Origin of the sequence: Kitasatospora sp. NPDC096077, assembly GCF_040303245.1 — a bacterium.
Taxonomy (GTDB): Bacteria; Actinomycetota; Actinomycetes; order Streptomycetales; family Streptomycetaceae; genus Kitasatospora.
The window spans coordinates 34,986-46,050 of the sequence record NZ_JBEOSV010000070.1 but is presented as its reverse complement, the minus strand read 5'-3'; the positions used below and the strand labels follow the sequence as shown (position 1 = coordinate 46,050).

Here is an 11,065-nt window from a genome sequence, read left to right as displayed (position 1 = left end):
CCCGCGAGATCTACCAGGTCCTGACCACACCCAGCACTACATCCATCACCGCCGAGCAGCTCACCACCGCTGCTTGACATCCATAAGAGCATCCCTGCGCGCCGCCCAGGGCCCGGGACACGAACCGGCCGCCGGCCAGCAGCGCAGCCCCAGCGGACCGGGACGCGCGACGGGGCACCGCACAGGAAGTCGGACGGGCCGACTTCCTGTGCACAGCGGCCAGCCGGAGGGGGGCGGCGCAAGCCGAGAACTGCGGGCCGGCCGCCGAGCAGCGGTCAAGACCGGTGGACCGTGATCAGTAAGTGGTCGTCGGGATGTCGGACGTCTCGACGAGGGGCATGAACTCCCCTTGGTCGTCGGCCAGCAGGCCGGCTGCCTCCCGCATCGGGACGAAGTAGCACCGAAAGACCATGCCGTGGTCCTGGTCGTCCCCTTGGCCTGCGACGGTGTGCGTCCAGGTGTCGCGGGTCTCGGTGGTCTGCGCGTGGAAGAACACGGTGACCCGGGGCCGGCCGGTGTGCGGATGCGGGCGCTGCTGAACGGCCAGGGCCGCGCCGAGCGTGACGGCGGTGACGCCGGTCTCCTCCGTGACCTCCCTGAGGACCGCATCGACGAGAGGTTCCCCGGGATCCACACCCCCTGCCGGCACTTGGGTGCCGGCCTCGGGGTGATCCCGGTGATCGAAAACGAGCAGCTCCCGGCCGCCGGGAACGTCGCGGGTCACGTAGGCAGCCGTTCTCACGCGCGCAGGTTGCATTGAAGTCCCTTCATGGCATGTCGTGGCGGCGGCGCGGTGGTCACGCCGCTGCGGGGCCCCGGCCCGTTCGACGAGTCGGCCGTCCTCGAAGCGCGTGCCCGCGCGGACCGAGGCGACCGGGTGGGCGCCGGTGACCGCGCGCCGGCCGGCCTGGGCGCCCTCGTCGATACTGTCCTCCAACTCGGGTTTCTGCTGGTCGACTTCAGCTTCAGGAGCGGCGGCGGGCATCCGGCGGGCGCCCGCGCGCACGATCTCGTCGATCAAGGAACCGGACCGGGTCAGGCCGTCGGCGGTGACCACGACGAGCAGACGAGCAGACGAGCATGGGCGTACCTTCCCGACCCGCGCCGCGAACGCGGGTCCCATCGGTGACCGTCACAGGATCATCCGGGAAGGTACGCCCTTCACGTTCCTTCGGGAACCGGTCCACACGTCTTGAGCACTGCTCGGCGGGCCGGGATACGGGGTGAGACGGTGCGCAGGAAGTCGGACGGGCCGACTTCCTGCGCGTGAGGGCCACCGGCGGTGCGGGCGTCCGCCCGGCTCGACGGCGTCCGCCCGGCCGCCAACCGGGCGAGGCGCCACGGCGCCCGGCATGGCGCCGCCGCCCGCCCGGCACCGCCACCGGACACTGGTGCGCCCGGACGCAGGCAGGAGAGACGACCATGGACGACGCCACCCGCCCGAGCAGCCCCGGCCGCACCGCCCCCGGCGGCCAGGCCGGGGTGCTGGGCACCGCGCTCGCCGGTGTGCTGGCGGCCGCGCTCGCCTCGGGCTCCTGGCAGTGGTTCTCCACCTACCTCGGTCTGACGCTGCTCGCCGTGGTCTTCTCCTTCGCGGCCCCGCCGGTGCGCGCGCCCGGCGCGGGCTCCGGCCACCTGCGCAGCCTGGCCGCCTACTCGCTGGTCGTCGGCCTGTGCACGGCCCTGGTCCTGGCCCCCGCGATGCAGCGCTGGGCCTGGCTGTTCCCGATGCCGGGCACCCGCACCGACTGCGCCCGCCTGGGCGACTACGCGACCGTGAAGGCACAGGCCGCCCTCGGCCCGCTCACCGACCGGGCCGGCACCGCACTGGCGTACGCGCAGAGCGACCAGAGCCGGCACGCCGTCAACGACTGCCTGGCCTCCACCACCACCCTCTGGCTGCCGGTGTACGCCTTCGGGGCGGCACTGCTGACCGCCCTCGCCGTCCACCTGCTGGGCCGCTCCCGCACCGCACCACACGCGCCCGCGCCCGCGCCCGCGCCCACGCCCGGGGAATAGCCTGCCGGGTGCCGGGCGGTGTCCCCGCGATCAGAGCGCCGGCCCGATCCCCTCCGGCAGGGCGGCCACCACGAAGGCGACGGCCTCCTCCGGCGTCTCGAAGCGCGCGAGCGACTCGCTCCGGTTCCGCACCCCGTAGAACCCCTCGTCGTGCGGCCAGATCATGGACCCGACCCGTGTCGTATCCCATCGCGCCGGGGTACCGGTGGCGAACCAGAGGTTGAAGTGGCTGGTCACCGGCGTCAGTTGGCGGAGCACCGGCTGGGCGTACGCCGCCGCCAGCAGTGCGTGCACGCGCGGGAACCGGTTCATCGGCGGCATGTGGATGCCGTCGAGCCTGCGGCACCACTCCAACTCGACGGCACCGAGCGGCTCCCGCTCGTGCGCGAGGGCCCAAGGGCGGAACTCGACGCACGGGGCCCGGTCCTTGGTCTCGACGAGCCCCGCTCCACCGGTCCAGGCCGTAACCGCCCTGACCACCTCGGCCGGATCGGCGGTCCGCCCGCCGGCCAGGCGCTAGCGGCGCAGGGCCGAGATCAGGCCGCCGGGCCCCTCCTCGCGCTGCGGCGGGGTGCTGATCGGGCGGCCGTAGGCGGCGGCGCGCTCGCGCAGGGTGTGGCTCTCGGCCTCCCAGCCGTGCCCGGACAGCCAGTGGACCGGGTCGTCGGGCATCTCCGAGACCCACATCGAGGCGGCCGATCCCGGCACGGCGTCCGCGGCGAAACGCTCCAGGACGCCGCGCGAGCCCAGTGTCAGGCCCATCCGGCTGCCCGGCGCCGACTGGGCGCCGATCCGGGTCAGCAGCAGTTCCACCGCGTCCTGGGGCAGGTAGATCAGCAGGCCCTCGGCGATCCACGCGGTCGGCGCCGTCGGGTCGTGCCCGGCGGCGGCCAGCGCGGCCGGCCAGTCCTCCCGCAGGTCCACCGCGACGGTGGTCCGCTCGCAGCGGGCGACGGCCTCCTCCTGGCGCAGCACCGAGGCCTTGAAGTCCAGTGGCACGGCGGTGTCGACCTCGAACAGCCGGGTGCCCTCGGGCCAGTCCAGCCGGTAGGCCCGGCTGTCCATGCCGGCGCCGAGCAGCACGACCTGCCGCACCCCGGAGGCGCAGGCCTGCTCCAGCAGGTCGTCGAGGAACTTCGTCCGGATGACGATGGAGAACGACACGGCCAGCCGGCGCCGGCGCGCGGCCTCGTCGCCGGGCGGCGGCGAGGAGGGCCACAGTCCTCCGGCGGCGGCGAAGGCCCGGGCGAGCGGGTCGCGGAACAGCGCGTCCTCGCGCTCGGTCTCCAGCGCCCGCACCCTGGCCACCCCTACCGCCGTGGCCCACACACCCGACGGCTGCACCCGCTCCTGATCGTCAGTCACCGCGCCAGCCTAGATGACCTCACACGAGGGGCCCGCGGGGCCTGCGGGGGCCGCGGGGTTCCAGCGCGAGCACGCGAAGCCGACCGGGGCCGGACCTCGCGGGCCGGACCTCGCGGGCCGGACCTCGCGGGCCGGACCGGACGGCCCGGCCGCCGTCGGCACCGCACCCGCGCCCGCACGGGTGCGGCCGGTCTAACCTGGGACGATGACAGGACAGTTCAGCACCGTGGTGCTGATGTGCGGCCTGCCGGGGGCGGGCAAGACCACCTACGCGCTGGGGCTGGTGCGGCGCGGTTACGTCCGGCTCTCCATCGACGAGGTGGTCTGGCGGCGGCTCGGGGGGCGCGACGCCGGCCGGGTGCTGGCGGCCGAGGAGTTCGACCGGCTCAAGGAGGAGGTCCGGCGCGAGCAGCGACGGGAGCTGGTCGACCTGATGCTGGCCGGGCGCGACGTGGTGGTGGACTACAGCTTCTGGAGCCGGGCCGCCCGCGAGGACTACAAGGAGCTGGTCGAACGTCACGGCTGCCGCTGGGAGTTGGTCCACCTCAAGGCCGACCGCGCGACCCTGGACCGCCGCCTGGAGCGGCGCAACGACGAGGACGGCGCCAACGCCGTCACCGTGGACCGGGCGCTGCTCGACCGCTACCTGGAGCACTTCGAGGAACCGGAGGGTGAGGGCGAGCGGGTCATCGCGCAGCCCCCGCTGTGAGGGTCCCGGCCCCCCTTGCCAGGGACCGGCGATCCCTGGTTGGGCGGGTCTCTGCCGCCACCACCCGGGCGCGGGCAGGGTGGTGCCCGTCGGAGAGAGCAACTCCTCGAAGGGGGACGGGACGATGGCGAACATTCTGGTGACGGGCGCGACCGGTTCGGTGGGCCGGCGGCTGGTGCCGCGGCTGGCGCGGTGGGCCGGGGCCGAGGGCCGTTCGGTGCGGGTGCTGGTGCGGGACGCGGCGAAGGCGCGGCGGCTGGGCCTGGAGCTGGACGGGGTGGAGGTGATGGTCGGCGACGTGTGCGAACCGGCGGACCGGGCGCGGGCGCTGGACGGCGCCGGGGTGGTGCTGAACGTGGCGGCGGCGCTGCGCGGGGTGCCGGACGATCAGGCGTGGGCGGTGAACCGGGACGCGGCGGTGGCGCTGGGGCGCGAGGCGGCGAAGGCCGGGGTGGCCCGGTTCGTGCACACCAGCACCAACCTGGTGTACGGGCGGGGGCTGGGCCGCCCCGCCGTGGAGGGGGACCGGCAGGCGCCGCACCCCGCGTGGGGCGTGTACGCGCGCTCCAAGGCCGAGGCGGAGGCGGCGCTGCGCGAACTGGACGGCGAACTGCCGCTGGTGGTGGCCCGGTTGGCGTTCGTGTACGGGGAGGGCGATCCGCATCTGGCGCAGTCGCTGCAGTGGGCGGCGTCCTGGCCGGCCCACCAGCGCCTGGCGGTGGTGCACCACGCGGACGTGGCGCAGGCACTGTGGCGGGCGGCGGTGGCCCCGGGCGTCGAGGGCCGCACCTACAACGTGTCGGACGACGCCCCGCTGACGGCCTGGGACCTGCACGCGCTCAACGGCCTTGTCCACCCCGGCACTTCGGAGCAGGCGGAGTTCGACCCGTGGGAGGGCCAGATGTCCACCGCGGCCGCCCGCCGGGACCTGGGCTGGCGCCCGCTGTACCCCTCGGCGTGGGCGGCGGCCGAGGCCGGGACGCTGTGACACCCGCCCCGCTGCTTGTCCCTCACAAGGACGGGCTCCGGATGATGGGCCGGTCGAGGACTGCCTGATCCTTGCCAGTAGCGCCCTGTGCCGGTTGCTGCCGCGCTCGCACCGGGGCAGTTGCTGCTGCAGCCGTCGCAGTCGGGCGGTCTCCCCCGGTGTGGCGAACGGCCGGTCGTGGAAGTCACCGTTGCTGGTGGTCGCAGCGACCTTCACGCCACGGTCCACGCCCACCGTCGAATTGGGCATCGCGTGCCGCTCCGGCGTGGCCTTGCCGTCCTCCACCAGGAACGGGACGTACCAGTGCCGCCCTTGGCGGGTGACCGTAGCCGACCGGACGTCACCACCGAGAGGCCGGGACCAGCGGAACCGCACCCAGCCGAGCTTCGGCAACTTCACCCGGCCCCACTTCCGGGCGATCCGCTCGACCGTGATCCGGTTCCCGGCCGGGAACCGGAACGACGGCGACCATCGCGCCTTCGACCGCCACCGGACGCGGAACGTGCCATGCGCCCGGCATGCCTTGTCGAGGTCGCGAAGTCTCTGCTGCAGCACGTGTGACGGCGCATCCGCCAACCACGGGAACTCCCGCTTGGCCTCGGCCAGCTCAGCGGCCTGCGGCACGTAGTTCATCCACGCGCCCCGCCTCCGGTACTCCCGCCGCTGCTCCAGAGCGGTGTTCCACACCGACCGGCAGACATCGCCGAACATCTCGCACAACTCGGCCTTCACAGAATCGAGTTCAAGCCGATACCTACGCCCCGACAGCATCGCGTAACACCTCCCTTCGACAGCTGCGGTCAACATAGCGCGCGCCACCGACAGACGCTCCGTCGCTCCGCGACAGTGGACGAGCGATCGCCGCGCCCCGACCTGGAGGCAAGGATTTGCGCGAAGTCTTGTCCCATGGCCTTGTGCCGCGACACAGAAGAAGGGCAGCGGAGTTCCGCTTCGGTGCGACCTCCTCCTCTCCCGTCAGTGAGGACCCGTACCTCGGAACACGTCCCTGTGGCGGATCCAGGGCAGTCGAGACCTGTGGGGCGAGGGATTTTGCGACGGCCTGGCGTTGCGGCAACTGCCGGGTCACCACCGTTACGGCGCCTTCGGTGCGCGGAAGCGCAGCACCGGCTCCCGCCAGGTGCCCGCGTCCTGGACGCCGGCGTCCAGGGCGGCGCCGATGGCGCGTTCCTCGTAGCGGAAGTGGGACTCCATGACGGCGGCCAGGCCGTCGAGTTCGCGGCCGATCGCCGCCAGGTCCGCGTGCGGGCGGGTGGCGGCCTCGTCGGTGAGTTCGCGGACCCGGGCGAGGATTCCGGTGATGAGGCCGTGGTCCTCGACGAGCTTGGCGACGGTGGGGGCGAGGTCGGGGCGTTCCCGTACCAGGGCGGCGAACAGGCCTTCGTCCTCGCCCTGGTGATGGCTGGTCAGGGCGGTGCAGAAGGCGAGGCAGTGGGTGAGCAGCGCGTCGTCGGGGAGGTGGCGCCGGCCCAGTGCGGTGCGGACGTTGGCCAGGCGGCGGCGCAGTTCCCGGTGCGCCTGGGAGAGTTGGAGACTGAGGGCGGCGGTTCGGCCGGTGACGGGGGAGGCCACGGGTGGGCGGTCCCTTCGGTTGCGCACCTCCATGCCTGGCGCGGTCCGCCACCGGCACGCGATGCGGCGCTCATCCGATCACGGCACCCGCCGCCCGGGCAAGCCCTCGCAGGCCGCCGCCCCGCCCGCTCCCCCGCTGACGGCCCGCACCCGGCCCCCTACCATCACCCGGTGGAAACCCGAAGATTCACGCTCAGCCGCGCCCAGCGCCGCCGCACCGAGATCCCCGTCGCGGTCATGACCGTGCTGCTGTGCGGCCTGCCCTGGCTGGCCTCCTGGCAGCTGGCGGCGTTCCTGTCCGCGATCTGGCTGCCCCCGGTGCTGTGCACCGTCCCGCAGGACCTGTACGGCTCCACCGAGCTGTCCGGGCGCGGCCTGCACCTGCGCACCCCCTACCGGCGCCGCTTCCTGCCCTGGGCGGAGATCACCGAGGTCACGATGCGCGAGCGCGACGGTAAGGGCGGCCCGCGCCGCCAGCTCCTGGCCCACCGCGCGACCGGCCGCCCCGTCACCCTGCCCGGCCTGCGCGCCTTCAGGAGCGAGCCCGCCGAGTGGCAGGAGGTCGACGTGCGCCACCGCACGATCCTCGACCACCGCCGCCGCGCCACAATGTGACCCATGACCAGCAGCCCCCCTCCCCCGCCCGGCCCCGACCACTCCGACGCCCCCGCGCCCGACCCCGGGCCCGCGCCGCTGCCGCAGGGCTGGGAGAACCCGGCCGTGCGGGCCGACCGGCGCCTGGTGGAGCTGCTGCAGGAGCTGCGGGTGCTGCAGACCGGCGTGCAGATCGTCTTCGCGTTCCTGCTCGGCGTGGCCTTCACCCCGCGCTTCGCGGAACTGTCCGACGCCCAGCAGGACATCTACGTCACCACCCTGCTGCTGACCGTGGTGGCCGCCGCCGTGCTCGCCACCCCGGTGGCCCTGCACCGCGGCCTGTACCGCCACCCCGGCAAGGCCCGCATCGTCCACGTGTCCGCCCGCATCGCCCAGTACGGGCTGCTGCTGCTCGCCTGCGCGCTGACCGGCGCGGTGCTGCTGGTGCTGGACGTCGTCCTCGGCACCGCGGCGGCCGTCGCGATCACCGCCGTCATCGCGCTGATCTTCGCCACGCTGTGGTTCGTCCTGCCCTGGGCCCTGCGCCGCGCCGCCCGCGACCGGCCCTGACCTCCTCCCGTCTCCGCCCCCAACCCGCCTTTTCCCGGCCCGAGTTGATGAGCCGTTCACGTGCCGTGGACGAGCCGGACGTGCTCCGTTGACGAATTGACAGGTCACCGTCGATCAGGGGCATACTGGCGCTGCCCGACGGCCCCGGGGCGGCCCCGCCGCCCCACCGGGAGCCGCCCGCACCCCAGCACCCGACCGCCCGACCGGCCGGGCCGGACACGCCCGCCCCGCGCCCTGCGCCCTGCCCCCGGCAGCGGCGTGTCCTCGGCCTGCCCGCCACCGAGGAGAGGCGCCATGGCCTTCCACCCCACCGCCCCGCCGCCGGCCCCCGCCCCCGCCCGGCCCGGCGCGACCCCGCAGGGCGCGGTCGCGGACAGCGCCCACCTCGGCGACATCGTCGGCGCCCTCGGCACCATCCGCCGGGACGACCCCGCCGAGCCCCGCACCCGCCGCCAGCGCCTGAAGGCCCTGCTGGTCGTGATGGGCCCGGGCCTGATCGTGATGGTCGGCGACAACGACGCCGGCGGCGTGGCCACCTACGCCCAGGCCGGCCAGAACTACGGGATGAAGCTGCTGTGGACGCTGGCCCTGCTGGTGCCCGTGCTCTACGTCAACCAGGAGATGGTGATCCGCCTGGGCGCGGTCACCGGCGTCGGCCACGCCCGGCTGATCTTCCAGCGCTTCGGCCGGTTCTGGGGCATGTTCAGCGTCGCCGACCTCTTCCTGGTCAACGCCCTCACCCTGGTCACCGAGTTCATCGGCGTCTCCCAGGCCCTGGACCACTTCGGCGTGCCCAGGACCGTCTCGGTGCCGCTGGCCGCCGTGCTGCTGCTCGCCGTGGTGGCCGGCGGCTCGTTCCGGCGCTGGGAGCGGTTCCTGTTCGCGCTGATCGCCCTCAACGCGATCGTGCTGCCGATGGCCCTGCTCGCCCACCCCCGCGCCGACGAGAGCGCCGCCGGCCTGCTGCCCCAGTTCCCCGGCGGGCTGGACTCCACCCTGCTGCTGGTCATCGTCGCCATCGTCGGCACCACCGTCGCCCCCTGGCAGCTGTTCTTCCAGCAGTCCAACGTCGTCGACAAGCGCATCACCCCGCGCTGGATCCGCTACGCCCGCGCCGACCTGCGCATCGGCATCGCCGTGGTCACCGGCGGCGCCGTCGCCGTCATGGCCACCGCCGCCTTCGCCTTCGAGGGCACCGACGCCGCCGGCGCCTTCACCGACGCCCAGGGCGTCGCCGAGGCCCTCACCCGCCACGGCGGCCACACCCTGGGCACCCTGTTCGCCCTCGCCCTGCTCGACGCCTCCCTGATCGGCGCCAACGCCGTCGGCCTGGCCACCACCTACACCCTCGGCGACACCTTCGGCCGGCGCCACTCCCTGCACTGGCGCCCCCGCCAGGCCCCTCTGTTCTACGCCGGCTACGCCGTCCTGATCGCCCTGGGCGCCGCCGTCTGCCTGCTCGCCGACGACCACCTCCAGGGCCTGATCACCCAGGGCGTCCAGGCCCTGGCCGGCGTCCTGCTGCCCTCCGCCACCGTCTTCCTGCTCCTGCTGTGCAACGACCGCCCGGTGCTCGGCCCCTGGGTCAACACCACCCGCCAGAACGTCACCGCCGGCGTCATCGTCTGGGTCCTCGTCCTGCTCTCCCTGACCCTGACCGCCGAGACCTTCCACCCCGGCCTCACCACCGCCCAGCTCGCCCTCGGCTTCGCCGCCGGCGCCCTGATCGGCCTGGTCGGCGGCGTCCTGATCATCCTGCACACCCAGTACACCGAACAGAGCGCCCGCATCGAGGCCTTCGTCACCCGCCACAGCAAGCCCGCCCCCGACCCCACCGGCGAGACCTGGCTGATGCAGGTCCAGCACCCCGACGGCTCCCCGCTCACCCGCACCCAGCGCCGGGCCCACCTCGAACACGACCGCACCCACTGGCGCACCCCCGCCCTGGACACCCTGCCCCGCCCGCAGTTCTCCGCCCTGCGCAAGGCCGGACTGCTCACCCTGCGCGGCTACCTGCTGCTCGCCGTCGCCCTGGTCGCCGTCAAGACCGTCCAGCTGTACACGGGCTGACCCGGACCGCACCGCACCGCAGCCGGCCCGCTCCCCCGAAGCACCCCCCGAACTGCCCCCGCCCGCCCGTAGGGTGAACGCATGCACACCGACCACCGCTCCTGGGACGTCCTGCTGATCGGCGGCGCCTCCGGCCTCGGCAAGAGCCGCGCCGCCGCCCACCTGGCCGCGCAGCACGGCGCGTTCACCGTCGAGTTCGACGACGTCGTCGCCGCCCTCCAGGCCATCACCACCCCCGGCAGCCATCCCGACCTGCACCACTTCGCCGCCCGCCCCGACCCGGAACGGGACCTGGCCACCGACCGCGTCGTGGAACTGCAGATCGCCACCGCCCACGCCCTGGACGAGGCCCTGCTCGGCGTCGTACGCAACCGCCTGAGCGTGGACGTGCCCGCCGTCGTCGAGGGCGACTACCTCACCCCCGAGGCCGCCGCCCGCGCCCGCGCCGAGGCCGCCGCGCTGGGCCGGCGGGTGCGCGCGGTGTTCCTCCACGAGGCCGACCCGGCCCGCATCGACGCCAACTACGCCGAGCGCGAACCCGGGGCCGGCCCCCAGAGCGCCCGCGCCGCCGTCAGCGCCCGCTACTCCGCCTGGCTCGCCGACCGGGCCCGCGCCCACGGCCTTCCCGTGCTCGACTGCCTCCCCTACGAGACCCTGCCCGAGCGCCTGGCCGCCGCCCTGGGGTGAACGGCCGGGCGCCCGGGGACCCTCACGAGCCGGCCGGGGCGTCCTCGATGTCCGAGATCAGCTTGGTCGCCAGGTCACTCTGCACCGCCAGCACGGTGTGCCCGGCGTCCGGGCCGGTGCCCCAGGTCAGCGTCACCGTGGTGAACAGGTGCCCGGCGCCCGAGTCGTGGTAGCGCACCTCCCAGGCGGTCGGCACGTCCTGGGCGCGCAGCACGCCGTCGGCGTGGTTGGCCTCCTCCCAGGCCGCCAGCCGCTGGCGCAGGTCCTCGGTGAGGTAGTGGGCGCGCAGGCGCTCCGACAGGTCGTCGGTGCCGTCGGCGACGGCGTCGATGTAGGCGCCGTAGAAGTCGGCCACCCGGTCGACCGCGGAGTCCGGGCTGCCGCTGCGGGTCACGGTGCCCGTGTCGGTGTCGGTCATGGGTTCTTCCCCTCCGTCCGGGCCCGGGCGGCGCTGCGCCGTCCGGGCCGTCTGG

Annotated in this window: 12 protein-coding genes and 1 pseudogene; 7 read left to right on the top strand and 6 right to left on the bottom strand. The window is 74.3% G+C overall.

Features of this window, described 5'->3' with window-relative positions; translation table 11 throughout:
- Positions 1 to 295: 295 nt before the first annotated feature.
- On the bottom strand, positions 296 to 1,057 hold the full coding sequence (locus tag ABTZ03_RS36575) for an NUDIX hydrolase (RefSeq protein WP_350517499.1): 762 nt from the start codon (positions 1,055 to 1,057) through the stop codon (positions 296 to 298).
- Between the two features lie 365 nt (positions 1,058 to 1,422).
- On the opposite strand from ABTZ03_RS36575, the gene ABTZ03_RS36570 reads away from it, so the two are divergent.
- Positions 1,423 to 2,019 carry a hypothetical protein gene (locus tag ABTZ03_RS36570; protein WP_350517498.1) on the top strand — a complete coding sequence of 199 codons (597 nt, stop codon included), beginning with the start codon at positions 1,423 to 1,425 and terminating at the stop codon, positions 2,017 to 2,019.
- Positions 2,020 to 2,049: 30 nt separating this feature from the next.
- Here ABTZ03_RS36570 and ABTZ03_RS36565 read toward each other — a convergent pair whose 3' ends face one another.
- Together ABTZ03_RS36565 and ABTZ03_RS36560 are read right to left on the bottom strand one after the other, a co-directional pair.
- Positions 2,050 to 2,499, bottom strand: coding sequence for a DUF6193 family natural product biosynthesis protein (locus ABTZ03_RS36565; protein ID WP_350517497.1), 450 nt, complete (start codon positions 2,497 to 2,499; stop codon positions 2,050 to 2,052).
- A gap of 36 nt (positions 2,500 to 2,535) precedes the next feature.
- Positions 2,536 to 3,384: a class I SAM-dependent methyltransferase gene (locus ABTZ03_RS36560; protein ID WP_350517496.1), complete on the bottom strand. Its 849-nt coding sequence runs from the start codon at positions 3,382 to 3,384 to the stop codon at positions 2,536 to 2,538.
- Positions 3,385 to 3,589: 205 nt separating this feature from the next.
- Between ABTZ03_RS36560 and ABTZ03_RS36555 the strand changes: the two genes are divergently transcribed.
- Together ABTZ03_RS36555 and ABTZ03_RS36550 are read left to right on the top strand one after the other, a co-directional pair.
- The gene (locus ABTZ03_RS36555) at positions 3,590 to 4,093 is read left to right on the top strand and encodes a P-loop nucleotide/nucleoside kinase family protein (RefSeq protein WP_350517495.1); all 504 of its coding nucleotides are present in this window, start codon (positions 3,590 to 3,592) and stop codon (positions 4,091 to 4,093) included.
- Positions 4,094 to 4,217: 124 nt separating this feature from the next.
- A complete protein-coding gene (locus ABTZ03_RS36550) occupies positions 4,218 to 5,081 on the top strand; it encodes an NAD-dependent epimerase/dehydratase family protein (RefSeq protein WP_350517494.1) in 864 nt (287 codons plus the stop codon).
- Positions 5,082 to 5,159: 78 nt separating this feature from the next.
- On the opposite strand, the pseudogene ABTZ03_RS36545 reads toward ABTZ03_RS36550, so the two are convergent.
- Together ABTZ03_RS36545 and ABTZ03_RS36540 are read right to left on the bottom strand one after the other, a co-directional pair.
- Positions 5,160 to 5,852: pseudogene (locus ABTZ03_RS36545) on the bottom strand (RNA-guided endonuclease InsQ/TnpB family protein); the annotation flags it as partial.
- 321 nt (positions 5,853 to 6,173) lie between these two features.
- The gene (locus ABTZ03_RS36540; protein ID WP_350517493.1) at positions 6,174 to 6,671 is read right to left on the bottom strand and encodes a hemerythrin domain-containing protein; all 498 of its coding nucleotides are present in this window, start codon (positions 6,669 to 6,671) and stop codon (positions 6,174 to 6,176) included.
- Between the two features lie 171 nt (positions 6,672 to 6,842).
- Here ABTZ03_RS36540 and ABTZ03_RS36535 point away from each other — a divergent pair, with 171 nt between their 5' ends.
- The 4 genes from ABTZ03_RS36535 (at position 6,843) to ABTZ03_RS36520 (ending at position 10,592) form a co-directional block, all read left to right on the top strand.
- The gene (locus tag ABTZ03_RS36535; protein WP_350517492.1) at positions 6,843 to 7,286 is read left to right on the top strand and encodes a PH domain-containing protein; all 444 of its coding nucleotides are present in this window, start codon (positions 6,843 to 6,845) and stop codon (positions 7,284 to 7,286) included.
- Positions 7,287 to 7,289: 3 nt separating this feature from the next.
- Positions 7,290 to 7,835, top strand: a complete 546-nt coding sequence (locus ABTZ03_RS36530) for a DUF6328 family protein (RefSeq protein ID WP_350517491.1) — start codon at positions 7,290 to 7,292, stop codon at positions 7,833 to 7,835.
- Between the two features lie 294 nt (positions 7,836 to 8,129).
- Positions 8,130 to 9,905 (top strand): Nramp family divalent metal transporter, encoded by a 1,776-nt coding sequence (locus ABTZ03_RS36525; protein ID WP_350517490.1) that lies wholly within the window; start codon positions 8,130 to 8,132, stop codon positions 9,903 to 9,905.
- Between the two features lie 81 nt (positions 9,906 to 9,986).
- Positions 9,987 to 10,592, top strand: a complete 606-nt coding sequence (locus tag ABTZ03_RS36520; protein ID WP_350517489.1) for an AAA family ATPase — start codon at positions 9,987 to 9,989, stop codon at positions 10,590 to 10,592.
- Positions 10,593 to 10,614: 22 nt separating this feature from the next.
- Here the strand turns inward: ABTZ03_RS36520 and ABTZ03_RS36515 are convergent, their stop codons facing one another.
- Positions 10,615 to 11,010: a hypothetical protein gene (locus ABTZ03_RS36515; protein WP_350517488.1), complete on the bottom strand. Its 396-nt coding sequence runs from the start codon at positions 11,008 to 11,010 to the stop codon at positions 10,615 to 10,617.
- Positions 11,011 to 11,065: the final 55 nt, after the last annotated feature.

Excerpts from the sequence above, each read along its gene's own strand:
- ABTZ03_RS36570 (WP_350517498.1), top strand. The coding sequence starts at position 1,423 with ATGGACGACGCCACCCGCCCGAGCAGCCCCGGCCGCACCGCCCCCGGC.
- ABTZ03_RS36525 (WP_350517490.1), top strand. The coding sequence starts at position 8,130 with ATGGCCTTCCACCCCACCGCCCCGCCGCCGGCCCCCGCCCCCGCCCGG.
- ABTZ03_RS36520 (WP_350517489.1), top strand. The coding sequence starts at position 9,987 with ATGCACACCGACCACCGCTCCTGGGACGTCCTGCTGATCGGCGGCGCC.
- ABTZ03_RS36515 (WP_350517488.1), bottom strand. The coding sequence starts at position 11,010 with ATGACCGACACCGACACGGGCACCGTGACCCGCAGCGGCAGCCCGGAC.
- ABTZ03_RS36555 (WP_350517495.1), top strand. The coding sequence starts at position 3,590 with ATGACAGGACAGTTCAGCACCGTGGTGCTGATGTGCGGCCTGCCGGGG.
- ABTZ03_RS36550 (WP_350517494.1), top strand. The coding sequence starts at position 4,218 with ATGGCGAACATTCTGGTGACGGGCGCGACCGGTTCGGTGGGCCGGCGG.
- ABTZ03_RS36530 (WP_350517491.1), top strand. The coding sequence starts at position 7,290 with ATGACCAGCAGCCCCCCTCCCCCGCCCGGCCCCGACCACTCCGACGCC.